Origin of the sequence: Stenotrophomonas sp. SKA14, from assembly GCF_000158575.1 — a bacterium.
In the GTDB taxonomy this organism is placed as follows: Bacteria; Pseudomonadota; Gammaproteobacteria; order Xanthomonadales; family Xanthomonadaceae; genus Stenotrophomonas; species Stenotrophomonas forensis.
Genome location: NZ_DS999412.1, coordinates 1,595,033 through 1,619,694 on the forward strand (window position 1 = coordinate 1,595,033; position 24,662 = coordinate 1,619,694).

Consider the following 24,662-nt stretch of genomic DNA (forward strand, 5'->3'; position numbering starts at 1 on the left):
ATGGCTGATCCTAACGTCTCGCGGGCTTGTTTCGTGAAATTAAGGGTTTGAATGCTTCTGGCATGAATAAATCTAATTCCATTCGTTGATTTTTTGCGCTGGTCGCTCCCGCAGGCGGTGTCAATAATCGAGCGGTCACCAGGAGAACCCCTATGCTCGCCCGTCGCCGATTCCTGCAGTTCAGTGGTGCTGCCGTTGCTTCCTCGCTGCTTGCCCCTGCGCTGGCGCGGGCCGTTGTACCTGCGTCCGGCACATCCGCCGCGAACGCCGCCATTGCCGGCGCCGCCGATTTCGCCGCGCTTGAAAAAGCCAGTGGTGGCCGCCTGGGCGTGAACGTGCTGGACACCGGTAGTGGCCGTAGCATCGGCGGTCATCGGCAGGACGAACGCTTCCCGATGTGCAGCACGTTCAAATCGATGCTGGTGGCCCATGTGCTGAGCCTGGCGGATGCAGGCCGCGTTTCGCTCGACACCCGTGTGCCCATCGCTGAGCAGGATCTGCTGTCCTACGCTCCGGTGGCGCGCCGCCATGTGGGCAAGGACCTGACGGTGCGCGACCTGTGCCGGGGCACGCTGACCACCAGCGACAACACCGCGGCCAACCTGCTGCTGGACGTGGTGGGCGGGCCGTCGGCGCTGACGGCATTCCTGCGCGGGCAGGGCGACAGCGTTACCCGCAATGACCGCAACGAGCCGGACGTGAATCTGTTCGCGAAGGGAGACCCGCGCGATACCACCAGCCCGGCCGCGATGGCCACCAGCCTGGCCCGCTTCGCGGTGGGCAATGGCCTGCAGCCGGCATCGCGCCAGCAGTTCGCCGATTGGCTCATCGACAACCAGACCGGCGATGCCTGCCTGCGCGCCGGGCTGGGCAAGCGCTGGCGGGTGGGCGACAAGACCGGCAGCAACGGTGATGACACGCGCAACGACATCGCCGTGCTGTGGCCGCATTCGGGTGGCCCAGCGTGGGTGGTCACCGCCTATCTGCAGGGCGCGTCGGTCGACGACGACCAGCGCGCAGCCGTGCTCGCGCGGGTGGGGGCGCTGGCTGATGCGATGATCGGATGAGGTAACCGGGATCATTCGAAAATGGCTTGCCGGATCGGTCAGGCACGCGCATCCTGCGCGCGTTCGAACCCCACGGAAGACCCCGATGAGCCATGAGTTGATCTACCTGCTGCTGATCTTCGCGCTGCTGGTGATCCCACGCGCGCTGCAGCGCTTCAGCCTGCCAGCGCCGCTGACCTGCCTGCTGTTCGGCATCATCGGCATGCTCTGGCTGGGTGACCAGGCGCATGACGCGGTGATTGGCCTGCTGGCCACGCTGGGCATTTCCTCGCTGTTCCTGTTCGCCGGCCTGGAAGTGGATCTGCGGGCGCTGCGTCGTGGCATGTGGCCGCTGCTGGCGCACCTTGTGATCCGTACCGGCACGCTGTTCGGGGTGGGCTGGTTGGCCTGGCGCTATGCGGGGCTGCCGTGGCAGGCCGCCGGCCTGCTGGCGCTGGCGCTGCTGACGCCCTCCACCGGCTTCATCATGGATTCGCTGTCGCGGCTTGGCCTGAGCGAAGATGAGCGGTTCTGGGTGACCAGCAAGGCCATCGCCGGCGAATTGCTGGCGCTGGCGGCGTTGTTCATCGTGCTGCAGGCCGGTGATCCGGGCCACATGGCGCTGTCCAGCCTGGCCCTGCTGGCCATGATGATCGGCCTGCCGCTGCTGTTCATCGCGCTGGGACGCTGGGTGGCACCGCACGCGCCCGGCTCGGAGTTTTCGCTGCTGGTGATGGTCGGCATGGTCGCGGCCTACATCACCTATCTGCTGGGCGTGTACTACCTGGTGGGCGCGTTCATCGCCGGCCTGGTCGCGCGCCTGCTGCACCAGCGGATGCCGCTGCTGGCCTCGCACGAGAACCTGCACGCGCTGCGCCTGTTCGCCTCGTTCTTCGTGCCGTTCTACTTCTTCAACGCCGGCACCAAGGTGCCCAGCGAAGCGCTCAGCTTCGAGGCGCTGGGGCTGGGCATCGTGATCACCCTGGTGGTGTTGCCGCTGCGCATCGGCGTGGTCTGGCTGCAACGCCGGGTCATGTTCGGTGAGAGTTTCCGCAGCAGCCTGCGGGTCTCGCTGGCGCTGGCGCCGACGCTGATCTTCACCCTGGTGCTGGCGGCGATCATGCGCGAGCGCTTCCAGATTCCGGCGGTGCTGTTCGGCGCGCTGCTGCTGTACGCAGCACTGACCACGCTGCTGCCGTCGCTGGTGTTCCGTACCCCATTCGATGTCGATCCGGTGGAACAGGAGCCGGCAGGCGAGGGGGAGTCCGCACCGGTAGCGGCCACCGAAGTCATCCACGCCGAACCCCTGAAGGCGCCGCTGCCACCGCAGGGCTGAGCCGCAGCCACGCGCAACGGCTTGCACTCGCGTGCGCCAACGCAGACACTGCGCGCCCGTGAAGCGCGCCCTGTCGTGGGCGGCCACCGACAGGAGCAACAGGCGTGACCCAGGAAAGCAACCCAGACCGCAGCCTGTTGCCAGGCAAGATCCTGTTGTGGTTTTCGGCGATCGCGCTGCTGGTCCTGCTGGCCTGCAGTTGGTCGATGCCACCGGTCGATGCCTCCGGTTTCCGGCAGACGCAGACCGCGCTGTCGATCGACTGGTTGCTGCGCGGTGGTCCCTGGCTGGACTACGTGACCCCGGTGCTGGGGGCGCCCTGGTCGATTCCCTTCGAGTTCCCGCTTTACCAGTGGCTGGCAGCCCTGTTGTCCAGCATCACCGGCATGAGTGCCGACAACAGCGGGCGATTGGTGTCCACGGTCTTCCACGTCGGCAGCATCTGGCTGGTTCACCGTACGCTGCTCGCCTGGCGCCCTGACCGCACACTGGCGCTTTGCGTGACGGGCGCGTTCGCTGTCTCGCCGTATGCCCAGTTCTGGGGGCGTTCGGTGATGATGGAGTCCAGTGCCGTGTTCTTTGGCCTGCTCTTCGTCTGGGCAATGGCGCAGTTGCGCAACCAGCCGCGGGTCTGGGTGGGGCTGGTTGCCGTCTGCGCGGCAGTGCTGTCGGCGGCCATCAAGGTCACCTCATTCTTCGGTTTTGCCGCGTTCGTCGCACTGGTCTTCCTGTGGCTGGCCGTGCGTGAACATGGCTGGCGCCCGCAGTGGCTGCAGCAGCATTGGCGCCTGATGTTCTGGGGGGCACTGTCCGCGCTTGCCGTGCTGGCCACACTCAGCCTGTGGCTGCAGCATGCCGATGCGCTGAAGGCGCAGTCCGCGCTGGGCCGGCAGATCACCTCTGACGCACTGTCCACCTGGAATTACGGCACCCTGCAGCAGCGCCTGGACCCGGGCACCTGGTGGGGCACGGTGTTCAAGAAGCGCTTCTCCGGTGCGATCGGCTCCAACTGGATCTTCCTCATCTTCATCATCGCCGGGCTGTGGCAGAAGCGCACGCGCGCGGCGGTGGGCATCCTGCTGCTGGCCTACCTGGTGCCGTTCCTGGTCTTCACCAACCTGCACATCGCCCATCCCTACTACCAGGCGGCCAATATCGTGTTCGCCACTTCGATCATCGGCCTGGTGCTGTGGTCGACGGTGCGGGCGGCCGAAGCGGCGGGCAAGCCGCGCCGTGGTATCGCGCTGGCGATCTTCCTGTGCGTGCTGTCGGTGGGCTTTGGCCTTGTGAAGTCCCTGAAGGACATCAAGCAAGCGCGCGAGCCCACACCGGTATCGCAGATCGCAGAGTCCATCCGCACCGGCACGACGGAGCAGGGCGTGGTGGTCGCATTCGGACAGGACTGGTCCTCCGAACTGCCGTATCTCTCCGGCCGCCGTGCCGTGATGATTCCCGACTGGGCATCGGACGCCGTGCTGGCATCGCTGGCTGCAGATGACGCGGCACTGGGTGGGCTGCCGCTGGCCGCACTGGTCAGCTGCCCCAACACGATTGCGAGCAGCCCCGAACGTGCACAATGGCTGGCAGAGATCACCCGTCGCTATGCTGCCGGTGGCCAGAAGCAGGACGTGGGCGGCTGCGAGGTCTGGCTTCACCGCTGAGGTGCCACGGTCGTTCCGCGCGGTTTGCGCCCATCGGCGCAGGCCGTTAGGGTTGGGGCATGAAACTGCCTGCCGTGGTCACTGCTTCCGCCCTCCTGCTCGGCCTCGCGGCCTGTTCGCAGCGCTCCGATACGGTCGCCCATGATCTGGCGACCGCACCGGCCGATGCCTTCATGGCGGCCATTGCCGCGCACTGCGGCCAGGCCTACGCCGGCACGGTGGTGGAGGACACGCCGGCACCTGCCGGCAAGGACCCGTTCGCGGGCCAGCGCCTGGTCATGCACGTGCGTGGCTGTGCCGACCCGGCGCACGAGCTGCGCATCCCGTTCCATGTCGGCGACGACCATTCGCGCACCTGGGTGCTGACCCGTACGCCGAATGGCCTGCGCCTGAAGCACGATCATCGCCACCAGGACGGCAGCCCGGATGCGATCACCCTGTACGGCGGCGACAGCACGCCGCCGGGAACCGCCGAGCGCCAGCAGTTCCCGGCCGACGCCGATTCAGTGGCGATGTTCCGCCGGGCCGACATGCTGGCCTCGACGTTCAATACCTGGGCGATGGAAATCGACCCCGACCAGACGTTCGTCTACGAACTGACCCGTCCCGACGGGCGCCGTTTCCGCGTGCAGTTCGACCTGAGCAAGCCGGTCGACCTGCCGCCGGCGCCCTGGGGTGACGAGAAGGCACCCCAGTAGAACCACCTCACGCGTGGATGCCCGGCCGGCGCTCCCCACGCAGGGGCGCGCTCGGGCCCATTCCCTTAACGCGTACCGAAGCGCGCGCGGCAGCCGTTGCTTACCCACACCTGGCCGCGCGCGTAGCCCCAGCTGCGGCCTTCCTGGCAGGCGCTGCCGGACAGCTGCTGCTGCAGCACCGGCCGACCCTGGCGGTCATCCCAGTCGCAGGTCTGCGAGCGGTTGTTGTTGCTGCTGCAGGTGATCGAGTAGTTGCTGTTGCCGCCGCCCCAGCCACCGCCGCCGCCCCAACCGCGGGCCTCGGCGAATTCGGCGCGACAGCCGTTGCTGACCCAGACCGCGCCATTGCGCACGCCCCAGGTGCGGCCTTCCTGGCAGGGGCTGCCGGACAACTGGCGTACCAGGCGGGCATTGCGCCAGCCGACCGGGCAACTGCGCTCGCGGTTGTTCTGGCTCTCGCAGCGGATCGTCTGGCCCGAGCCGCCATTGTTGCCGCCCCAGCCCCCGCCATTGCCACCGCCCCAGCCGCCACGGGCCTCGACGAACTCGGCGCGGCAGCCATTGGTGACCCAGATGCTGCCGTTGCGGCTGCCCCAGGTGCGGCCCTCCTCGCAGGCCGAGCCGGACAGCTGGCGGACCAGCTGCGCGCCGCGCCAGCCGGTATTGCAGACCCGTTCGCGGTTGCTCTGGCTCTCGCAGCGGACCACGCCGTTCTGCGCGTGTGCGGCGGGCGCGGGCAGAGCCACGCTGGCAAGGCAGCCCAGGCTGAGGGTCACGGCCAGGCTGGCCAGGGACGGCATGTTCATGGCAATTCCCCATACGGTAGGTGGTGCGCGACTATAAGGACCAGACGGATAAAGCCGGTGTGACTGACCACATTTGCCCCGGCCGGGGCCTCGGCCGCAGAATACGAGGCTTTCCGGCCCCCATCCGGTGCCGGCGTTCTCCAGCGGAGCTTCCCCCATGCGTACCCACTTCTGCGGCCTGGTCGACGAGACCCTGATTGGCCAGACTGTCACCCTCGCCGGCTGGACCGACGTGGCCCGTAACCAGGGCGGCGTCTGCTTCATCGATCTTCGAGATCATGAAGGCATCGTGCAGGTGACGGTGGAGGTGGACAACGCCGAAGTATTCGCCGTGGCTGCGTCTCTGGGCTACGAGGACGTGCTGCAGGTGGAAGGCGTGGTGCGTGCCCGCCATGCGGTGAACGACAAGATGCGCACCGGCAAGGTGGAAGTGATCGCCACCGCCATCACCGTGCTGAACAAGGCCGCGCCGCTGCCGTTCCACGCCCACGAGAACCCGGGCGAGGAAACCCGCCTGAAGTACCGTTACCTGGACCTGCGCCGCCCGGAAATGCAGCGCATGCAGCGCACCCGCATCAAGCTGGTGCAGGCGCTGCGCCGCCACCTGGACGAAAAGGGCTTCCAGGACATCGAGACCCCGATCCTGACCAAGGCCACCCCGGAAGGCGCGCGCGACTTCCTGGTGCCGGCGCGCATGCACCCGGGCGAGTTCTACGCCCTGCCGCAGAGCCCGCAGCTGTTCAAGCAGATCCTGATGGTGGCCGGCTTCGACCGCTACTACCAGATCGCGCGCTGCTTCCGCGACGAAGCCCTGCGTGCCGACCGCCAGCTGGAATTCACCCAGCTGGACATGGAGTTCGCCTTCGTCCGCGAACGCGACGTGCAGGATTTCGTCGAGAACATGATCCGCGCCATCTTCAAGGAAGTGGTCGACGTCGAACTGGACGCCAGCTTCCCGCGCATGACCTGGGCCGAAGCCATGCGCCGCTACGGCTCGGACAAGCCGGACCTGCGCATCGCGCTGGAACTGGTCGATGTGGCCGAACTGGTCAAGGACAGCGAGTTCCCGGTGTTCACCGGCCCGGCCAATGATGCCGAGGGCCGCGTCGCCGCGCTACGCATCCCGGGCGGCGCAGCGCTGTCGCGCAAGCAGATCGACGAGTACGCCGCGCACGCCGCCAAGTACGGCGCCAAGGGCCTGGCCTACATCAAGATCGCCGACAACGGCGAAGTCAGCTCGCCGATCCAGAAGTTCTTCAGTGAGGCATCCTTCGCTGCCCTGGTCGCCCACGTCGGCGCCGGCAACGGCGACATCGTGTTCTTCGGCGCCGGTGGCTACAACAAGGTCTCCGACTTCATGGGCGCCCTGCGCCTGAAGGCCGGCAAGGACTTCGGCCTGGTCGCCGACGGCTGGGCACCGCTGTGGGTCACCGACTTCCCGATGTTCGAGTGGGACGAGGAAGAACAGCGCTACGTCGCCCTGCATCACCCCTTCACCGCACCGGCCGTGGACGACATCGCCGACCTGCGCGCCAACGCCCGTACCGCCGTCTCGCGCGGCTACGACATGGTGCTCAACGGCAATGAAATCGGCGGCGGTTCGATCCGTATCCACCGTCCGGACATGCAGAGCGCGGTGTTCGAACTGCTCGGCATCGGCGCCGAAGAAGCCCGCGCCAAGTTCGGCTTCCTGCTCGACGCGCTGAACTACGGCGCGCCGCCGCACGGTGGCATCGCCTTCGGCATCGACCGCATCGCCGCGCTGATGGCCGGCACCGAATCGATCCGCGACGTGATCCCGTTCCCGAAGACCACCGGTGCACAGGATCTGATGACCGACGCGCCGTCGCCGATCGTCGACACGCAGCTGGCCGAAGTGCACATCCAGGTTCGCCCCAAGACCAACTGATCAGGAGATCCAGGCAATGACCGAGTTTGCGTTTTCGCTGGAGTGGGAAAAGCTGGGCAATGAAGGCTCCGAGGCCAACCTGGTCACCGAGCGTGCGCGCGTGTTCGGGGGTTGGCTGGTCCGCGTCGGTACCAACCCGGCGGCGATGGCCCTGACCTTCGTCGCCGACGGCGAGGGCCGTTGGGATGGTGAGGACTTCGGCGTCGAGGATTACGAGGACGACGAAGAGGAAGAGTACGACGAGGACGAAGAGGGCGAAGAAGAAGAGGACGAGGACGAAGAGGAATACGAGGAAGAGGACGAGGAAGACGAAGCCGCCGAAGCGCCGGAAAAGGCTTGACCCGCGCTTCACCCTGACGTCAACTTCCTGCATGTATTCCATCCGCCGCGCCACCGTGGACGACGCGCCGACCCTGTCGGCGCTGGCCGCCCGCACGTTCACCGAGACCTTCGGCCATCTGTATCCGCCGCAGGACCTGCAGGCCTTCCTCGACGAGGCCTACACGGTCGAGCGCCAGCGCGTGATCCTGGCCCACCCGGATTACGCGGTGTGGCTGCTGGAACTGGACGGGGAGGCGGTCGGCCATGCCGCCGCCGGCCCCTGTGGCCTGCCGCATCCGGAGGTGAAGCCCGGTGACGGCGAACTCAAGCGCCTGTATCTGATCAAGACCCAGCAGAGTTGTGGCTGGGGCAGCCGCCTGCTGGAAACCGCGCTGGCATGGCTGGAGCACGAAGGCCCACGCACGCTGTGGCTGGGCGTGTGGTCGGAAAACTTTGGCGCGCAGCGCTTCTACGCCCGCTACGGGTTCGAGAAGGCCGGCGAGTACCTGTTCCCGGTGGGTGACACCCAGGACCTCGAATTCATCCTGCGCCGCGCACCGCGCGCGGCCTGACGTTCACCGTCGCTTGCTGCGCGCGCGTGTTCAATTGCAGTACGTTCCTGCCCCGCTGACCGCCAGGCTGTTTGCATGACTCCCCCCGTATTGCTGCTGCATGGCATCTGGAATGCCCGTGCCTGGGTCGGGCCGCTGGCCTGGCGCCTGCGCGCGCGCGGTTTCCAGGTGCACGCGTTTGGTTATTCCTCGGTGTTCGGCGGCCCCGACGTAGCCGTGCCGCAGCTGCTGGAGCGCCTGACCGACGCCGGGCCGTTGTCGCTGGTCGGCCACAGCCTGGGCGGATTGCTGGCGCTGGAGGCCCTGCGCCGCCAGCCGCAGCTGGATGTGCAGCGCGTGGTCTGCTTGGGCTCGCCGCTGCGTGGCAGTGGCACGGCGCGGTCGCTGTCCGACCATGGCTGGGGCCTGGCGCTGGGGCGCAGCAGCGAGCTGCTGCTGGATGGCCTGCCGGACTGGCAGGGCAAGGCCGAGGTCGGGCTGATCGCCGGCTCGGTACCGCATGGGCTGGGCAGCCTGCTGGGCGCGATGGACGACGCCTCCGATGGCACGGTGGCGCTGGCCGAGACCCACCTGCCGGGCCTGTCCGACCATTGCGTGGTGCGCACCAGCCACAGCGGCCTGGTGGTGTCACCGGATGCCGCGCGGCAGACCGCGTATTTCCTGCGCCACGGCCAGTTCGACCACAGCCGCGACGCCGCCGCCGCGTAGGCGGGTGGGTACGGTCGGCCTGCTTTGGTGGATGCGAACCGTCCTACCTTGGTGGGTGCGAACCTTGGTTCGCACGCTCTTCGCCGGGCCATGCCCGGCGGCATCCTTCGCCCCTAGACACGGTTGCAGCCCCCGATCAGGTAGAATCCGCGCCTTGATCCTGAAGCAGCCAGACGGTAGCACCCATGGGTAGAGGCCCCTCCATCGAAGCCCGCAAGAACGCGTCCGACGCGAAGCGTGGCAAGATTTTCACCAAGATCATCCGCGAGATCGGCGTGGCCGCGCGCGGCGGTGGAGGCGACCCCAACAACAACCCGCGCCTGCGCGTGGCGATGGACAAGGGCCTGGCCGTGAACATGTCCAAGGACGTGATCGAACGCGCCATCAAGAAGGCCACCGGTGAGCTGGAAGGCGTCGACTACGAGGAAATCCGCTATGAGGGCTATGCCCCGGGCGGCGTGGCCGTCATCGTCGACTGCCTGACCGACAACCGCGTGCGTACCGTGGCCGATGTCCGCCATGCGTTCAGCAAGTGCGGCGGCAACATGGGCACCGAAGGCTCGGTGGCCTTCATGTTCAAGCGCCTGGGCGTCATCAGCTTTGCCCCGGGCGCCGACGAGGACGCCATCACCGAAGCCGCCATTGAGGCCGGCGCCGATGACATCGTGGTCTACCCGGACGACGGCTCGATCGACGTGGTCACCAGTCCTGACGCGTTCAACGCGGTCAAGGACGCGATGGCCGCCGCCGGCCATGTCGCCGGCCACGCCGAGATCACCTTCCGCGCGGACAACGACATCAAGGTCGAGGGCGAAGTCGCCCTGCAGGTCAAGAAGCTGCTGGACATGCTCGAAGACCTGGACGACGTGCAGGACGTGTACTCCAACGCCGAACTCGGCGCCGACGCCTACGCCTGAGCCGTCCTGACGGCCTGGGCGTGGGCCGTTGAACGGTCACCGCGGACAGACATGAGCCCATACGCCTGCCAGCGCTTCCCGTTCCGTCCCGCCAGGAGTGCGGCATGACCCGCATTCTCGGCATCGACCCCGGTTCGCAGCGGACCGGGGTCGGCATCATCGATGTCGACGCGGCCGGCCGCGTCAGCCATGTGCACCACCAGCCGCTGGTGTTGCTGGGCGCCGACGACTTCCCGCAGCGCATGAAACTGCTGGTGCTGGGCCTGGCCGACCTGTGCCGGGAATACCAGCCCAATGAAGTGGCCATCGAAAAGGTCTTCATGGCGCGCAACCCCGATTCGGCGCTGAAGCTGGGCCAGGCCCGTGGCGCGGCAATTTCCGCCGTGGTGCTGCGTGACCTGCCGGTGCACGAATATGCTGCCAGCGAGATCAAGCTGGCGGTGGTCGGTCGTGGTGGTGCCGAAAAGCAACAGGTTCAACACATGGTCGGGCTCATGCTCAACCTGAAAACCAAGCTGCAGGCCGACGCGGCCGACGCGTTGGCGGTGGCGATCACCCATGCCCACGTAAGGGCAACGGCCAACCGCCTGGGGCTCAGCGCTCGTCAGGCGTGGGGCCGCAAATGAGGAGCTGCACGCAATGATCGGTCGACTGCGCGGCATCGTCGCCTACAAGGCGCCGCCGTGGCTGGTGGTGGACGTGAACGGGGTGGGCTACGAACTGGAGGCGCCGATGAGCACCTTCTACGACCTGCCCGAGCTCGGCCGCGAGGTCACCCTGTATACCCATTATTCGCAGAAGGAAGACAGCGTCTCGCTGTACGGCTTCCTGCGCGAGGGCGAGCGGCGCCTGTTCCGCGACGTGCAGAAGGTCAGTGGCATCGGCGCGAAGATCGCGCTCGCCGTGCTGTCCGGGGTGACCGTCGAGGAGTTCGCGCGCATGGTCCAGGCCGGCGACATCACCGCGCTGACCCGCATCCCGGGCATCGGCAAGAAGACCGCCGAGCGCATGGTGCTGGAACTGCGCGACCGCGCGGCCCAGTTCGGCGCGGGCGGGGCGTTGCCCACCGGCAGCGGCCCGGCCCCGGCCGACCCGCTGTCCGACGCCACCGTGGCCCTGCAGCAGCTGGGCTACAAGCCGGCCGAAGCGGCGCGCATGGCCCGTGATGCCTTCAATGAAGGCGACGAAGTGGCCACCGTGATCCGCAAGGCGCTGCAGTCGGCGCTGCGCTGAGCCGTCCTCCTTTTCCCCAACGAACCGCCTGAGCCCCGCCAGGAGTCCCATGTCCAGCAGTCAAACCCCGCACGCAGCCGCCCCCGGTGGCCACGGTCACGCCCCTCCCGCGGGAGGCATGGCGCTGATCATCGGTGCGATCGGCGTGGTCTTCGGCGATATCGGTACCAGCCCGCTGTACACCCTGAAGGAGGCGTTCTCGCCGCACTACGGGCTCAACAGTGACCATGACACCGTGCTGGGCGTGCTGTCGCTGGCGTTCTGGGCGCTGAACATCGTGGTCACGCTGAAGTACGTGACCATCATCATGCGCGCCGACAACGACGGCGAGGGCGGCATCATGGCGCTGATGGCGCTGACCCAGCGCACATTGCGCAACGGGTCGCGCTCGGCCTATGTGGTGGGCATCCTCGGCATTTTCGGCGCCTCGCTGTTCTTCGGCGACGGTGTGATCACCCCGGCGATCTCGGTGCTGGGTGCGGTTGAAGGCCTGGAGGTGGCCGCGCCGGGACTGCATGCCTTCATCGTGCCGATCACGGTGGTGGTACTGCTGATGGTGTTCGCCGCACAGCGCTTCGGCACCGAGAAGATCGGCAAGGCGTTCGGCCCGATCACCTCGGTCTGGTTCATCTCGCTGGCCGCGATCGGCATCTACAACATCGTTGATGCGCCGGAAGTGCTCAAGGCCTTCAACCCGTGGTGGGCGATCCGCTTCTTCATGGAGCACAGCTGGCACGGCATCTTCATCCTGGGCGCGGTGGTGCTGGCGGTGACCGGTGGCGAGGCGCTGTACGCCGACATGGGCCACTTCGGCGCCAAGCCCATTCGCCACGCCTGGTATTTCTTCGTGCTGCCGTGCCTGGTGCTGAACTACCTGGGGCAGGGTGCACTGGTGCTCAACCACCCCGAGGCGCTGAAGAACCCGTTCTTCGAGGCGGTGCCGCCGTGGGCGCTGTACCCGATGATCATCCTGGCCACGATGGCGGCGGTGATCGCCTCGCAGTCGGTCATCACCGGTGCGTTCTCGGTCTCGCGCCAGGCCATGCAGCTGGGTTACATCCCGCGCATGCGCATCAAGCACACCTCGCACGACACCATCGGCCAGATCTACATCCCGGGCATCAACTGGGGCATCGCGGTGATGGTGATCGGCCTGGTGCTGGCGTTCCGCAGCTCGTCGAACCTGGCCGTGGCCTACGGTATCTCGGTATCGGCCACCATGCTGATCGATACCCTGCTGCTGGCGCTGGTGGCGCGTTCGTTGTGGCCGAAGGCGCGCAACTGGATCCTGCCGCTGTGCGTGGTGTTCTTCATCATCGACCTCGGCTTCGTCATCGCCAACGGCGCCAAGCTGCTGCAGGGCGCCTGGTTCCCGGTGGTGCTGGGCATCTTCCTGTTCACCATGATGCGCACCTGGCGCCGAGGCCGCGAGCTGCTGCGCGATGAGATCCGCAAGGACGGCATCCGCCTGGATACCTTCCTGCCGGGCCTGATGCTGGCACCGCCGGTACGCGTGCCCGGCACCGCGGTGTTCCTCACCGCCGACCCGACCGTGGCCCCGCACGCGCTGATGCACAACCTCAAGCACAACAAGGTGCTGCACGAGCGCAACGTGTTCCTGCACGTGGTGACGCTGCCGGTGCCGTATGCGCCGGAGGGGCAGCGGCTGAAGATCGAATCGGTGGGCGACGAGTTCTACCGGGTCTACGTGCGCTTCGGCTTCATGGAGACACCGGACGTGCCGCTGGCGCTGATGCGTTCGTGCGACCACGGTGGCATCTACTTCGACCCGATGGACACCACCTTCTTCGCCAGCCGCGAGACCATCGTGGCCACCGCCAACCGTGGCATGCCGATCTGGCGCGACAAGCTGTTCGCGCTGATGCACCGCAACGCCGCCCCGGCGACGGGGTTCTTCCGCATTCCGGGCAACCGCCTGGTCGAGCTGGGCGCGCAGGTGGAGATCTAATCTCCACCTGCGCTACGTCCCACGATTTGCTGCGCAAACCGTGGGCCCCGTGCGCCTGAAGCTGAGCCCATTCTGCTCTCCAGTTCCCTGCACGCATGGACCTACCGTGTCGACCAAGGTCGACACCCACCAAGAACAGCCCATGTCATCCCGACAGATCGCAGGACTCTGTCGAAGGCGGGGTGGGTCCGGTTGAGGGGGTGTGAGCGGCATGGATGCCGCGACCAAGCCCCCATGGATGGGTTTACGGCGTCCCCCTCAACCGGACCCAGCCCGCCAACCCACGGCATGCCCGCTTCTGCTTCGGCCTTTGACGTTGCTCCGGCCTCTGCGGGTGCCGGGCGCAGCCCGGCCGAAACCCGTACTTTTGCCGCATAATCAGCACATGACCGACGACCGCATCATCGGCGCCGGCGCCACCCGCGAGGATGACGCCGCCGACGCCAGCATCCGCCCCAAGCGGCTAGCCGACTACCTCGGCCAGGTGCCGGTGCGCGAGCAGATGGAAATCTACATCCAGGCGGCCAAGGGTCGTGGCGACGCGCTGGACCACGTGCTGATCTTCGGGCCGCCCGGCCTGGGCAAGACCACCCTCAGCCACGTCATCGCCAACGAGCTGGGCGTGGCGCTGCGGGTGACCTCCGGCCCGGTGATCGAGAAGGCCGGTGATCTGGCCGCGCTGCTGACCAACCTGCAGCCGCACGATGTGCTGTTCATCGACGAGATCCATCGCCTGTCGCCGGTGGTGGAAGAAGTGCTGTACCCGGCGATGGAAGATTTCCAGATCGACATCATGATCGGCGAGGGCCCTGCGGCCCGTTCGATCAAGATCGACCTGCCGCCGTTCACCCTGATCGGCGCCACCACCCGCGCCGGCCTGCTGACCGCGCCGCTGCGCGACCGCTTCGGCATCGTCCAGCGGCTGGAGTTCTACAGCGTCGAAGAGCTGACCCGGATCGTGCGCCGCTCAGCCAGCATCCTCGGCATCGACTGCACCGCCGATGGCGCCGGCGAGATCGCGCGCCGCGCGCGTGGTACGCCGCGTATCGCCAACCGCCTGCTGCGCCGCGTGCGCGACTATGCCCAGGTCAAGGCCGGTGGCCACATCGACGAAGCTGTCGCGCAGGCCGCGATGCAGATGCTGAAGGTCGATCCGGAGGGCTTTGATGAGCTGGATCGGCGCCTGCTGAAGACCATGGTGGACTACTTCGATGGCGGCCCGGTCGGCATCGAATCGCTGGCCGCGGCGCTGTCCGAAGAGCGCGGCACGCTGGAAGACGTGGTCGAGCCGTACCTGATCCAGCAGGGCTTCCTGGTGCGCACCGCGCGCGGCCGCATGGCCACCCACAAGGCCTACCGGCACATGGGCCTGAAGCCGAAGAACCCGCCGCAGGACCTGTTCGCGGAGGTTCCCGATGTCGGTTGAGCCGCGATTCAGTTGGCCGACACGCATTTACTGGGAAGATACGGACGCTGGCGGGGTGGTCTACCACGCCCGCTACGTGGCCTTCATGGAACGGGCCCGGACTGAATGGATGCGTGCGCTGGGCTACGGCCAGGAGCGCATGCGCGCCGAGCACGGCATGGTCTTCGCGGTGCGCTCGATGCAGATGGATTTCATCAGGCCGGCACGGCTGGATGACACCCTGCAGGTGAGCGCCACGCTGGTCCAGCTGAAGAGGGCCAGCATGGTCTTCGACCAGCAGATCCTGCGCGACGGCGAGCTGCTGCTGTCGGCCCAGGTCCGCATCGCCGCACTGGAAGCGGCCAGTTTCCGCCCGCGCGGCATGGACGAATCCGTCCTTGCGGTGCTGCAACCCCACCTCCACCCCGAATCCGAACACTGAGGAACAACGGATGATCGCAACGCTCCTGGCCCTGCAGGCCACGGTCACCGAGGCACTGCCGGCCGACGTCAGCAACGCCGCGACACAGACCCTTGCCCAGGCCACCACCGGCGGCGGCATCAACTACCTCGAACTGATGGCCAAGGCCAGCCTGCCGGTGAAGATCATCGTGCTGCTGCTGCTGGTCGGCTCGTTCGTCAGCTGGGTGATCATTTTCCGCAAGGCCCGCGTGTTCAAGCAGGCCACCCGCGAAGCCGACGAGTTCGAGAACCGTTTCTGGTCCGGTGCCGACCTCGGCAAGCTGTACAGCTCGGCCACCGACCGCAGCCGCAACGTCGGCGGCCTGGAGGCGATCTTCGAAGCCGGCTTCCGCGAGTACACCCGCCTGCGCGACAAGCGCCGGCTGGATGGCCGTGCGCAGCTGGAAGGCGCGCAGCGTGCCATGCGCACCACCTACACCCGCGAAGTGGACCAGCTTGAACGCAACCTGGAGCTGCTGGCCAACATCGGTTCGACCGCCCCGTACGTGGGCCTGGTCGGTACCGTGTTCGGCATCATGGTGACCATGCACGACATGATCAGCAGCGGCGCGCAGGCCGGCATCGCCGCCGTTGCGCCGGGTATTTCCGAAGCACTCTTTGCCACCGCCATCGGCCTGTTCGTGGCGATCCCGGCGGTGTGGGCCTACAACCGCTTCACCACCCGCGTGGAGCGCATGTCGGTGCGGTTCGAGACCTTCGCCGAAGAGTTCAGCTCCATCCTGCAGCGCCAGAGCGCTGGCGACGAGTAAGCGCCTGACCCGGGAGTCCAAGCCATGTCCGCTGCCATCGGTCGCCGCAAGCGCCGCAAGCTGAAATCGGAAATCAACGTCGTTCCCTACATTGACGTCATGCTGGTGCTGCTGATCATCTTCATGGTCACCGCACCGCTGCTCACCCTGAGCTTCGACGTCGACCTGCCGCAGTCCAACGCCAAGGCGCTGGAAAGCAAGCAGGACCCGGTGATCGTTTCGGTGCGCCAGGACGGCCAGCTCAGCCTGAAGCTGCCCGACGCCAAGGAGCCGGCCGCCGTGTCGGCCGAGGAACTGGAAGGGCGCCTGGCCGGCATCGTCGCCCAGGACAAGGGCGTGCGCGTGATCGTCGCCGCCGACCGCGCCGTGGCCTATGACAAGGTCATCGCTGCGATGGATGTGATCAAGCGCGCCAAGGTAGACAAGGTAGGCCTGGCCACCGATGCACGCTGACGCCCTGCCACCTCCGCATCAGCGCGAACCCGGCTGGGGCCTGCCTCTGGCACTGGCGCTGCTGGTGCACCTGCTGGTCGCGCTGGTCTTCATCGGCGCCTGGCTGTGGTCGCCCGAGCGCAACACCGATGCCGCCGCCGGCGATCCGTCGGTCGAGGCCAGCTTGGCGCTGTCCGCGTCCGAGGCCGCCGCCGCGCGCCAGGCGCTGCGCCAGTCGGAGAAACTGGAAGACCTGCCACCGCCGGTCGCCGAGCCGATCCCGGTGCCGGAAGACACCGTGCCGCCCCCGCAGCCGATTCCCGAGCCGCGCCCGCAGGATGCGCCGACGCCGCAGCAGCAACAGGCGCAGGAGCGTGTCGCGCAGCCGGATACCAAGGACCAGGAAGCGGCCAATGCGCTGGCCATCTCGCAGGAGAAGGCCAAGCAGGAGCAGGAAGCCAAGCGCCGCCAGGAGCAGATCGACCTGACCGAACGCAAGCGCCAGGAAGAAGCAGAGCAGAAGCTGCGCCTGGCCAAGCAGCAGGAAGAAGACGCCAAGAAGAAGCTGGCCGACCAGGCGCGTCAGGCTGCGGACAAGGCCGAGGCCGAGAAGCAGAAGAAGATCGCCGAGATCCGTGCCAAGCGTGAGCAGGCCGAGAAGGAAGCCAAGCTGGCCGAGCAGAAACTGCGCCAGGTCGCCGCCGCGCGCAATGCCGCCGGCAGTGCGGCCGCCGGTGCCAGTGGCGCATCCCAGCCGGCTGCCGGCGGTGGGGGCAACAGCGATGATCTTTCCGCCAAGTACGCTGCGGCGATCCAGGCCAAGGTGCTGTCGCAGTGGGTGCGTCCGGATACGGTGCCGCTGGGCCAGCGTTGCCAGATCACCATTACCCAGATTCCGGGTGGCACGGTGATGCAGGCCAAGGTGAGCCCGAACTGCCCCTACGACGAGGCCGGCAAGCGTTCGATCGAGGCCGCCGTGCTCAACGCGCAGCCGCTGCCTTACCGCGGGTTTGAGTCGGTGTTCGCACGCACGCTCAACTTCACCTTTACCGCCCAGGATCGCTGAGGCGGGCAGGGCGGCCCTCGGGCCGTCCGTTCCCCTGCCGCCGCAGAGTTGTCCACGACGTTAACGGTGCGTGAGAGGACGGGCTGGAACTGACCCGGAATTCACGTACCCTTGGTTCATGATTGCGAAGCGGTTCACTTCCGCTTTGCTATCCCTCGTTCCGGTTTCCCCCTATTGAGCGCTCCATGAAAAAGATGCCTCGCTGGCTTGCCGTGTTTGCGGCCCTGTTGCTGCCTTTCGCTGCCGTCGCGCAGCAGAAGGGGCTGGATATCGACATCATCGGCGGCAATGCCTCCGCGCTGCCGATCACCATCGTGCCGATGCCCTACCAGGGTTCGGCGGCTGCACCGCAGACCGACGTCGCCGGCGTGGTCCGCGCCGACCTCGAGCGCTCCGGCCAGTTCCGCACGCTGCCGGAAGCGCAGATCGTCGAAAAGCCGGTCCGCGGCGGCGACATCCAGTTCGCCACCTGGCGCGCGCTGAAGCAGAACTACATCGTGGTCGGCCGTGTGCTCGACGCCGGTGCCGGCGCCTACCGCGTCGAGTACGAACTGTTCGACGTGCCCAAGGGCGAGCGCCTGCTGGGCCTGGCGATGACCGCGCGCGGCAACGCCATGCGTGATGTCGCGCACCAGATGGCCGATGCCATCTACGAGAAGATCACCGGTGTGCGCGGCGCCTTCTGGACCCGCATCGCCTACGTGACCGCCAGCGGCAAGGGCGACGCCATGCGCTATGCGCTGATGGTGGCCGACTCCGATGGCTACAACCCGCAGACCATCGTGCGTTCGGCCGAGCCGCTGCTGTCGCCGTCGTGGAGCCCGGATGGCAGCAAGCTCGCCTACGTCAGCTTCGAACGTGGCAACTCGGCGATCTACATCCAGAACATCGCCACCGGCGCACGCGAGCTGGTCACCAGCTTCCGCGGCATCAACAGCGCCCCGGCGTTCTCGCCGGACGGCCGCAAGCTGGCCCTGACTCTGTCGCGTTCGGGTAATCCGGAAATCTACGTGATGGACCTGGGCAGCAAGCAGCTGACCCAGCTGACCAACCACTTCGCCATCGACACCGAGCCGACCTGGGCACCGGACGGCAGTGCGGTGTACTTCACCTCCGACCGCGGCGGCCGTCCGCAGGTCTACAAGGTCGGCGCAGGCGGCGGCAGTGCCGAGCGCGTGACCTTCCAGGGCAACTACAACGCCAAGCCCACCGTGTCCTACGACGGCAAGAAGATTGCCGTGGCGCAGGGCTCGGGCAACAGCTACAAGATCGCGATGATGGACAGCTCGCTGGGCTCGCCGCGCTGGAGCACGCTGTCGCCGGGTTCGCTGGATGAATCGCCGAGCTTCGCGCCCAACGCAAGCATGGTGTTGTACGCCGCCCGCGAAGGTGGCCGTGGTGTGTTGTATGCCGTTTCGGCCGATGCGCGGGTTCGCCAGCGCCTGGTCCTGGCCGATGGCGATGTGCGCGAGCCGGCATGGTCCCCATACCGTACCCAGCGCTAAAAGAGTGTTAACATTTTGCTGTCTTGAACCCCTCATCGGCCTAGGAGCCACAAAGGTATCGCCATGAACAAGTCCACCCGCGTTCTGCTTGTTTCCCTGCTGTCTGTGGCCGTCCTGGCCGGTTGCTCGAAGAAGGTGAAGGAAGAGCCGGCAGCCCCGGTTGACACCGGCACCTCGACCACCACCCCGACCGGCCCGTCGACCTCCGGCCTGTACGGCCCGGGCGACCTGGACACCGACGCTTGCCTGCGCCAGCGCGTTGTCTACTTCGACCTGGACAAGGAAGACGTGAAGCCGGAATTCCAGGCCATCATGGCGTGCCACGCCAAGTACCTGCGTGACCGTCCGTCCTCGCGCATCACCCTGCAGGGCCACACCGACGAGCGCGGTTCGCGCGCGTACAACCAGGCCCTGGGCGAGCGTCGTGGCAACGGCGTCAACTCGGCCCTGCAGGCCAACGGTGGCTCGGCTTCGCAGCTGACCGTCGTGTCCTACGGTGAAGAGCGTCCGGTCTGCACCGAGTCGAACGAGTCCTGCTGGTCGCAGAACCGTCGCGTCGAAATCGTCTACACCGCGCAGTAATCCATGCGCATTGGCATCAAACTGATGCTGGTCGTTGCGGCAGCCCTCGTGGCTGCCGCACCGGCGCATGCACAGCGACAGAGCCTGGCTGACCGTGTCGGCGCGCTCGAGCAGCAGATGTACAACAACAGTGCCAACCAGGACCTGTTGAACCAGATCAATCAGCTGCGGCAGCAGGTCACCAGCCTGCAGGCCTCGATCGAGCAGTTGCAGCACGACAACGCCCAGCTCAAGCAGTCCGCCCAGGACCAGTACCTGGACCTGGACAGCCGCCTGAACCGGTTGGAAGGGGGCAACGCCGCCCCGGCCCTGCCGCCCGTTCCGGCGAGTGCGCCGAAGGCCGCTCCGGCCCCGGCAACCCCAGCAGCAGCGGCCACTTCCGAGCGGCCGCCTTCGGTCCATGGTGATGCCGGCAGCCTGGCCGCCACCGGCGACGAGCGCACCTCGTACAACGTGGCCTTCGAATCGCTGAAGGCCGGCAAGTACGACGATTCGGCGCAGCTGTTCCTGAGCTTCCTGCAGCTGTACCCGAACGGCGTCTACGCACCGAACGCGCTGTACTGGCTGGGCGAGAGCTATTACGCCACCCGCAATTTCCCGATGGCCGAGACCCAGTTCCGTGAACTGCTCTCGCGCTATCCGACCCACGACAAGGCCGCTGGCGGCCTGCTCAAGGTCGGCCTCTCGCAGTATGGCGAGGGCAAGGTCGACCAGGCCCAGCAGACGCTGGAGACCGTTGTGGCGCAGTACCCCGGCTCGGACGCCGCGCGCACCGCGCAGGACCGCCTGCAGTCGATCCGGCTGGGCAAGCAGATCCGCTGATCCGGCGTACAATACGTTCCCTGTAGAGCCGAGCCCCCGCTCGGCTGTTTGCGTTTCCGGCTGCCGTAACGCCGGCCGGGCTGCGTTTTCCAGGCTGGGCCATACCGCCCGGTCGCTGCATTAGAGCCGAGCCATGCTCGGCTGCTTTCGTTACCGGCCACGGTAGCCCACCCGCCACGTGCCCCACCAAGACGTACCCGCCATGACCGCCGTTACCCCGTCCAATGCCGTCGCCACCCCCAGCGACATCGTGCAGTCGCCGCTGCCACGCCTGAAGATCACCGAGATCTTCACCTCGCTGCAGGGCGAAGCCGATACCGCCGGCTGGCCGACCGTGTTCGTGCGCCTGACCGGCTGCCCGCTGCGTTGCCAATACTGCGACACCGCCTATGCCTTCCACGGCGGCACCTGGTGGGACATCGACGATATCGTGGCCGAAGTGCTGGCCCAGGGCGTGCGCCACGTCTGCGTGACCGGTGGCGAGCCGCTGGCGCAGAAGCGTTGCCTGGTGCTGCTGCAGAAGCTGTGCGATGCCGGCATGGACGTCTCGCTGGAAACCTCCGGCGCGCTGGACGTCAGCGCAGTCGACCCGCGCGTATCGCGCGTGGTCGACATCAAGACCCCGGGTTCGGCCGAAGTGGCGCGCAATCGCTGGGAAAACCTGCCGCTGCTGACCGCCCGCGACCAGATCAAGTTCGTCATCTGCAGCCGCGAGGATTACGACTGGGCCAAGGCCCTGCTGGCCGAGCACGAGCTGGTGAAGCGTTGCACCGTGTTCTTCTCGCCCAGCAAGGGCGAGATCACCGCGCGCCAGCTGGCCGACTGGATCGTCGAAGACCGGCTGCCGGTGCGCTTCCAGATGCAGTTGCATAAAATCCTGTGGAACGACGAGCCGGGCCGATGAGCCCGGGCAGCGTTCCCTGATGTAGCTCCGGCGCGGGACAGCGTGCTGGCTTTCCCCTCCCAACCGGATGTTTTACCCATGAAGAAGGCAGTCGTGCTTCTCTCCGGCGGCATGGATTCAGCCGCCGTCATCGCCATGGCCCAGGAACAGGGCTTCGCCGTGCATGCCCTGAGCGTGCGCTATGGCCAGCGCCACACCTCCGAACTGGATGCGGCTGCGCGCGTGGCCAAGGCGCAGCGCGTGGTCGCGCACAAGACCGTGGACGTGGATTTGCGCAGCATCGGCGGCTCTGCGCTGACCGACGACATCGACGTGCCCGAGGCCGGTGGTGCCGGCATCCCGGTCACCTACGTGCCGGCGCGCAACACCATCATGCTGTCGCTGGCCTTGGGCTGGGCCGAAGTGCTCGGCGCCAACGACATCTTCTGCGGCGTCAATGCCGTGGACTACTCCGGCTACCCGGACTGTCGCCCCGAGTTCGTGGCCGCGTTCCAGGCACTGGCCAACCTGGCCACCAAGTCGGGCGTGGAAGGTGCGGGCATCCAGGTGCACGCGCCGCTGCAGTTCCTCAGCAAGGGCCAGATCGTCAGCGAAGGCGTGCGCCTGGGAGTGGACTTCGGCCTGACCGTGTCCTGCTACAACGCCGACGCCAACGGCGCCGCCTGTGGCCATTGCGATGCCTGCCGCCTCCGTGCGCAGGGCTTCGCCGAAGCCGGCGTGGCCGACCCGACGCTGTACGCCTGAGATGATGGGGGGCGATGCCCCCAATGGTGGGTGCCAACCTTGGTTGGCACTGTCCGCCAGGCAGGGCCTGGCGCTACCGGGGGGGGGGGCTGACTCTGGTGGGTGCCAACCTTGGTTGGCACTGTGCGCGGGGCATGGCCCGGCGCGGCCGGGGAGGTCTGACTCTGGTGGGTGCCAACCTTGGTTGGCACTGTGCGCGGGGCATGGCCCGGCGCGGCCGGGGAGGTCTGACTCTGGTGGGTGCCAACCTTGGTTGGCACTGTCCGCCAGGTACAGCCCAGCGCGGCCGGGAGGTCTGACTCTGGTGGGTGCCAACCTTGGTTGGCACTGTCCGCCAGGTACAGCCCAGCGCTACCGCTGCCGCAACCACCCTGACGCTTCAATAAACGCCCGCACCGCCCCCGCATCGGCGTAGTCCAACTCGATCATCCGCGCGATCGCCGCCTTCTCGTCCGCCTGCTGCCGCATGTATTCCTGCGCGATGCGATACCCGGCGTAATAGCCCACATCACTGACCCCGAACGAGTTGCGGGCGTTGTTGTACAGCCAGTTGTCCAGGTCATCGCCATCCATCTCGGCGATGAAGCGCGTGCGGATTTCCGCTTCGTGCGCTGCTCCGTAGCCGTAGAAGGGCAGTGCCGGCCGGCGCCCGCTGATGCGTTCGGCCACGTACTCCGCCACACCTTCGCGCACCGCGTACTGGGCCAGGCTGCCCGTGGTTTCGCGCTGCTGGGTATGCACGTACTCGTGCAGGTTGTTCTGCGCGTTGTTTGCCCCCGGACGGCTGTCGTAGAAGATCCGCAGGCGGCTGCGCATCGGCTCCGGCAGCTCGCTCACGTCCACGCGCTCATCGCCCAGCGCCATCTCCGCTCCGATCAGTACCTTGTCGCCCAGCGTGGTGCCACCGGTGCGAAGCACGCCCACCGCATAGGTGATGGTGGCCGGGCGCAGCGCCGGGTAGAGCGCCCGGAACGCGGCCAGATCCCGCTCCAGCGTGGCACTGGCCTGTTGCGCGTTGGCGGTCAGCGGACGTACCGAGGCCCAGAAGCGCGGCCACGCCTGCATGGCCTCGGCATACTCGCGGGCGGTGTAGTGGCGCACCTGCATCAGTGCATGCAGGCCGGGGCTGCCCGGATCGATATAGCGCTGCTGGACCAGCGCCACCTGGCGCTCGACGTCGGGCTCGGCGTGCACCGCGTCAAAGGTGGCCCAGAAGCGGGCGATATCGTCGGTGACGACCTGGAACGGGGCGGCCAAGACTGAGCAGGGCAGCAGGGCGGCAAACAGGCTGACGATCAGGCGCATCCATGGCTCCGGGGAAGGATCACAGATGGGATGCGACGGTGGCCCCAAAGGTTTAAGCCCGCTGGTAGTGCCGGCCGCTGGCCGGCAACCCCGCCACACCAGGGTTTCGCGCGACCGGCCAAAGTAGGGTAGAATGCCCACCCCGCCGAAAGGCCGGGGCAGTGCAATGGGCCGTTAGCTCAGTCGGTAGAGCAGAAGACTTTTAATCTTTTGGTCGAAGGTTCGAATCCTTCACGGCCCACCATTGCACCAATGACCCAGGTCATTCGAAAAGGCACCGCCAAGCGGTGCCTTTTTTGTGGCGCTAGTCCAGGGCAACTACTTCGTCCGCGCAGTCTTCGCTTTAGCCGCCGCCGCGTCAGCAGCCTCCTGTGCGGCCGTTGCTGCCGCATTCGCAGAACGTACCGCCTCCGCTTGAGCCGCGTCGAAGTCGGCCTGCCGCTGCGCACGGGTTCTGCGTTCCAGTTCCATCGCTGCGGCGAAGCTCTCCGGATGCTTCGCAGCACAGGCCTCCTGCACCAGTTGCACGGCAAGATCAGACAGCCCGGGCTGGATGTTGCCGAGCAGGCAGTCGGCGTACGGCACGGGCGCGGCCGGGCTGGCGGCCAGCGCGGCGATGAGCACGGCATTCAACATGCAAACCTCCTTGTAGTTATCGAAGGGACTGGCGACCCGTCCGGCCCAAGTATGGACCGGTTCGGAGTGCAAGGGCGCCTACGCCGGCCGGATATCCCGGCACACCAGTTCCGCCAGCCCGCGGCAGGCGAAGAACAGCCCATCGATCACCGCTTCATCCAGATGGCGGTCGGGCGTGGCCATCGACCGGCAGCGTTCGGCGGCGTGCAGCATTTCCGCCACCGTCAGCATGCCGACGGCGGCACGATCCGCGCGTGCCATCGCTTGATCACGGCCGGGCGGCAGATCGGTTTCCGGTCAGGGCAGGCCGTCGGCGCCGTCGCCATCGCGGATGCGCTTGAGGCATCCCCAGAACGTGCTGAGATCCGGCGCGGGGTTGTCATCGTCATTGACGCTGTCGGGGGTGCAGTAGGGCGCTTGGGGTGGACGTCGGGTCATCTCGGGTTCCTCGGCTCTTGGGCGGTAGCGCCACGGTGCGAGACGGGTGGCGGACGGTGCATGGCTGCAAGCCGGGATGACATCACGCAGTAACCGGCGGGTCCGAAAACCCCCACGCACCGCCCGCCATAAAGGCCGACGGATCACCCGCCGGCACGGTCCGGAGACGGTGCCGACGGGTGAGCGCAAACAACAGCGTGAATGTCATTACGGGCTTGCAGGCCCGGTGCCACCCGTTGTCGGTGGCGCTGCATATTGGTTACGCCCGCGCGCGGATTTCAATCTGAAATTTGGGAAAAAATTCCTGCCAACCGCAGCGCGACACTATTGTCACAGAGGGCTCCGATGCAGCGAGCGACAGGACGCGACGCATCCGTTCTGGTGGCCTGGGGAATCGCGCTGTCGAATGGCGCAA

The 24,662-nt window shown here is 67.0% G+C and carries 27 protein-coding genes and 1 tRNA gene; 23 read left to right on the top strand and 5 right to left on the bottom strand.

Annotated features, from left to right (window positions below):
* The first annotated feature begins 152 nt into the window (after positions 1–152).
* From blaL2 to SSKA14_RS07280, 4 genes are all read left to right on the top strand, one after another.
* A complete protein-coding gene (gene blaL2, locus SSKA14_RS07265) occupies positions 153–1,067 on the top strand; it encodes a L2 family extended-spectrum class A beta-lactamase (protein WP_008264870.1) in 915 nt (304 codons plus the stop codon).
* 85 nt (positions 1,068–1,152) lie between these two features.
* Positions 1,153–2,382 (top strand): cation:proton antiporter, encoded by a 1,230-nt coding sequence (locus tag SSKA14_RS07270; RefSeq protein WP_006438475.1) that lies wholly within the window; start codon positions 1,153–1,155, stop codon positions 2,380–2,382.
* A 104-nt stretch (positions 2,383–2,486) separates the two neighbouring features.
* A complete protein-coding gene (locus tag SSKA14_RS07275) occupies positions 2,487–4,043 on the top strand; it encodes a membrane protein (RefSeq protein WP_008264963.1) in 1,557 nt (518 codons plus the stop codon).
* A gap of 59 nt (positions 4,044–4,102) precedes the next feature.
* Positions 4,103–4,741: a hypothetical protein gene (locus SSKA14_RS07280; protein ID WP_008265852.1), complete on the top strand. Its 639-nt coding sequence runs from the start codon at positions 4,103–4,105 to the stop codon at positions 4,739–4,741.
* A 65-nt stretch (positions 4,742–4,806) separates the two neighbouring features.
* Here the strand turns inward: SSKA14_RS07280 and SSKA14_RS07285 are convergent, their stop codons facing one another.
* Complete coding sequence (locus tag SSKA14_RS07285) at positions 4,807–5,547, bottom strand: DUF3011 domain-containing protein (protein WP_008264610.1); 741 nt, start codon at positions 5,545–5,547, stop codon at positions 4,807–4,809.
* Positions 5,548–5,704: 157 nt separating this feature from the next.
* On the opposite strand from SSKA14_RS07285, the gene aspS reads away from it, so the two are divergent.
* The 18 genes from aspS to queC all read left to right on the top strand — a co-directional run bounded on the left by aspS (position 5,705) and on the right by queC (position 21,868).
* Entirely contained in the window at positions 5,705–7,456 is a 1,752-nt protein-coding gene (aspS, locus tag SSKA14_RS07290) for an aspartate--tRNA ligase (protein WP_008267953.1), read from the top strand.
* A 16-nt stretch (positions 7,457–7,472) separates the two neighbouring features.
* Positions 7,473–7,796, top strand: a complete 324-nt coding sequence (locus SSKA14_RS07295) for a hypothetical protein (RefSeq protein ID WP_006438575.1) — start codon at positions 7,473–7,475, stop codon at positions 7,794–7,796.
* A 31-nt stretch (positions 7,797–7,827) separates the two neighbouring features.
* The gene (locus SSKA14_RS07300) at positions 7,828–8,349 is read left to right on the top strand and encodes a GNAT family N-acetyltransferase (protein WP_006438577.1); all 522 of its coding nucleotides are present in this window, start codon (positions 7,828–7,830) and stop codon (positions 8,347–8,349) included.
* A 75-nt stretch (positions 8,350–8,424) separates the two neighbouring features.
* Positions 8,425–9,057, top strand: coding sequence for an alpha/beta fold hydrolase (locus SSKA14_RS07305; protein WP_040007243.1), 633 nt, complete (start codon positions 8,425–8,427; stop codon positions 9,055–9,057).
* Positions 9,058–9,242: 185 nt separating this feature from the next.
* A complete protein-coding gene (locus SSKA14_RS07310) occupies positions 9,243–9,974 on the top strand; it encodes a YebC/PmpR family DNA-binding transcriptional regulator (RefSeq protein WP_008268284.1) in 732 nt (243 codons plus the stop codon).
* 104 nt (positions 9,975–10,078) lie between these two features.
* Entirely contained in the window at positions 10,079–10,600 is a 522-nt protein-coding gene (ruvC, locus tag SSKA14_RS07315) for a crossover junction endodeoxyribonuclease RuvC (protein ID WP_008268142.1), read from the top strand.
* A 13-nt stretch (positions 10,601–10,613) separates the two neighbouring features.
* Positions 10,614–11,207, top strand: coding sequence for a Holliday junction branch migration protein RuvA (gene ruvA, locus SSKA14_RS07320; protein ID WP_005410756.1), 594 nt, complete (start codon positions 10,614–10,616; stop codon positions 11,205–11,207).
* A gap of 118 nt (positions 11,208–11,325) precedes the next feature.
* The gene (locus SSKA14_RS07325) at positions 11,326–13,176 is read left to right on the top strand and encodes a potassium transporter Kup (protein ID WP_008267311.1); all 1,851 of its coding nucleotides are present in this window, start codon (positions 11,326–11,328) and stop codon (positions 13,174–13,176) included.
* 385 nt (positions 13,177–13,561) lie between these two features.
* Positions 13,562–14,602 (top strand): Holliday junction branch migration DNA helicase RuvB, encoded by a 1,041-nt coding sequence (ruvB, locus tag SSKA14_RS07330; RefSeq protein ID WP_008264609.1) that lies wholly within the window; start codon positions 13,562–13,564, stop codon positions 14,600–14,602.
* Positions 14,592–15,023, top strand: a complete 432-nt coding sequence (gene ybgC / locus SSKA14_RS07335; RefSeq protein ID WP_040007248.1) for a tol-pal system-associated acyl-CoA thioesterase — start codon at positions 14,592–14,594, stop codon at positions 15,021–15,023. The genes ruvB and ybgC overlap by 11 nt, the downstream gene beginning before the upstream one ends.
* 10 nt (positions 15,024–15,033) lie before the next feature.
* A complete protein-coding gene (gene tolQ, locus SSKA14_RS07340) occupies positions 15,034–15,813 on the top strand; it encodes a protein TolQ (RefSeq protein WP_006438802.1) in 780 nt (259 codons plus the stop codon).
* A gap of 24 nt (positions 15,814–15,837) precedes the next feature.
* Positions 15,838–16,266 (top strand): protein TolR, encoded by a 429-nt coding sequence (tolR, locus tag SSKA14_RS07345; RefSeq protein WP_008265776.1) that lies wholly within the window; start codon positions 15,838–15,840, stop codon positions 16,264–16,266.
* Positions 16,256–17,311 carry a cell envelope integrity protein TolA gene (gene tolA / locus SSKA14_RS07350; RefSeq protein ID WP_008265537.1) on the top strand — a complete coding sequence of 352 codons (1,056 nt, stop codon included), beginning with the start codon at positions 16,256–16,258 and terminating at the stop codon, positions 17,309–17,311. The genes tolR and tolA overlap by 11 nt, the downstream gene beginning before the upstream one ends.
* 185 nt (positions 17,312–17,496) lie before the next feature.
* Entirely contained in the window at positions 17,497–18,816 is a 1,320-nt protein-coding gene (gene tolB / locus SSKA14_RS07355; protein WP_008264903.1) for a Tol-Pal system beta propeller repeat protein TolB, read from the top strand.
* Between the two features lie 63 nt (positions 18,817–18,879).
* Positions 18,880–19,398, top strand: coding sequence for a peptidoglycan-associated lipoprotein Pal (pal, locus tag SSKA14_RS07360; protein WP_005410748.1), 519 nt, complete (start codon positions 18,880–18,882; stop codon positions 19,396–19,398).
* Between the two features lie 3 nt (positions 19,399–19,401).
* Complete coding sequence (gene ybgF, locus SSKA14_RS07365; protein ID WP_008266258.1) at positions 19,402–20,220, top strand: tol-pal system protein YbgF; 819 nt, start codon at positions 19,402–19,404, stop codon at positions 20,218–20,220.
* Between the two features lie 202 nt (positions 20,221–20,422).
* Positions 20,423–21,124 carry a 7-carboxy-7-deazaguanine synthase QueE gene (gene queE / locus SSKA14_RS07370; RefSeq protein ID WP_008267078.1) on the top strand — a complete coding sequence of 234 codons (702 nt, stop codon included), beginning with the start codon at positions 20,423–20,425 and terminating at the stop codon, positions 21,122–21,124.
* A gap of 78 nt (positions 21,125–21,202) precedes the next feature.
* Positions 21,203–21,868: a 7-cyano-7-deazaguanine synthase QueC gene (gene queC, locus SSKA14_RS07375; RefSeq protein ID WP_008265318.1), complete on the top strand. Its 666-nt coding sequence runs from the start codon at positions 21,203–21,205 to the stop codon at positions 21,866–21,868.
* Positions 21,869–22,219: 351 nt separating this feature from the next.
* Here queC and SSKA14_RS07380 read toward each other — a convergent pair whose 3' ends face one another.
* Positions 22,220–23,173, bottom strand: a complete 954-nt coding sequence (locus tag SSKA14_RS07380) for a DUF2268 domain-containing putative Zn-dependent protease (protein ID WP_008266878.1) — start codon at positions 23,171–23,173, stop codon at positions 22,220–22,222.
* 168 nt (positions 23,174–23,341) lie between these two features.
* On the opposite strand from SSKA14_RS07380, the gene SSKA14_RS07385 reads away from it, so the two are divergent.
* Positions 23,342–23,417, top strand: a tRNA-Lys gene (locus tag SSKA14_RS07385).
* 74 nt (positions 23,418–23,491) lie between these two features.
* On the opposite strand, the gene SSKA14_RS07390 is transcribed toward SSKA14_RS07385, so the two are convergent.
* The 3 genes from SSKA14_RS07390 to SSKA14_RS24070 form a co-directional block, all read right to left on the bottom strand.
* Positions 23,492–23,809 (bottom strand): hypothetical protein, encoded by a 318-nt coding sequence (locus SSKA14_RS07390; protein ID WP_008266414.1) that lies wholly within the window; start codon positions 23,807–23,809, stop codon positions 23,492–23,494.
* Positions 23,810–23,887: 78 nt separating this feature from the next.
* The gene (locus SSKA14_RS24065; protein WP_008267555.1) at positions 23,888–24,070 is read right to left on the bottom strand and encodes a hypothetical protein; all 183 of its coding nucleotides are present in this window, start codon (positions 24,068–24,070) and stop codon (positions 23,888–23,890) included.
* A 36-nt stretch (positions 24,071–24,106) separates the two neighbouring features.
* A complete protein-coding gene (locus SSKA14_RS24070) occupies positions 24,107–24,247 on the bottom strand; it encodes a hypothetical protein (RefSeq protein WP_008264813.1) in 141 nt (46 codons plus the stop codon).
* Positions 24,248–24,662 lie beyond the last annotated feature (415 nt).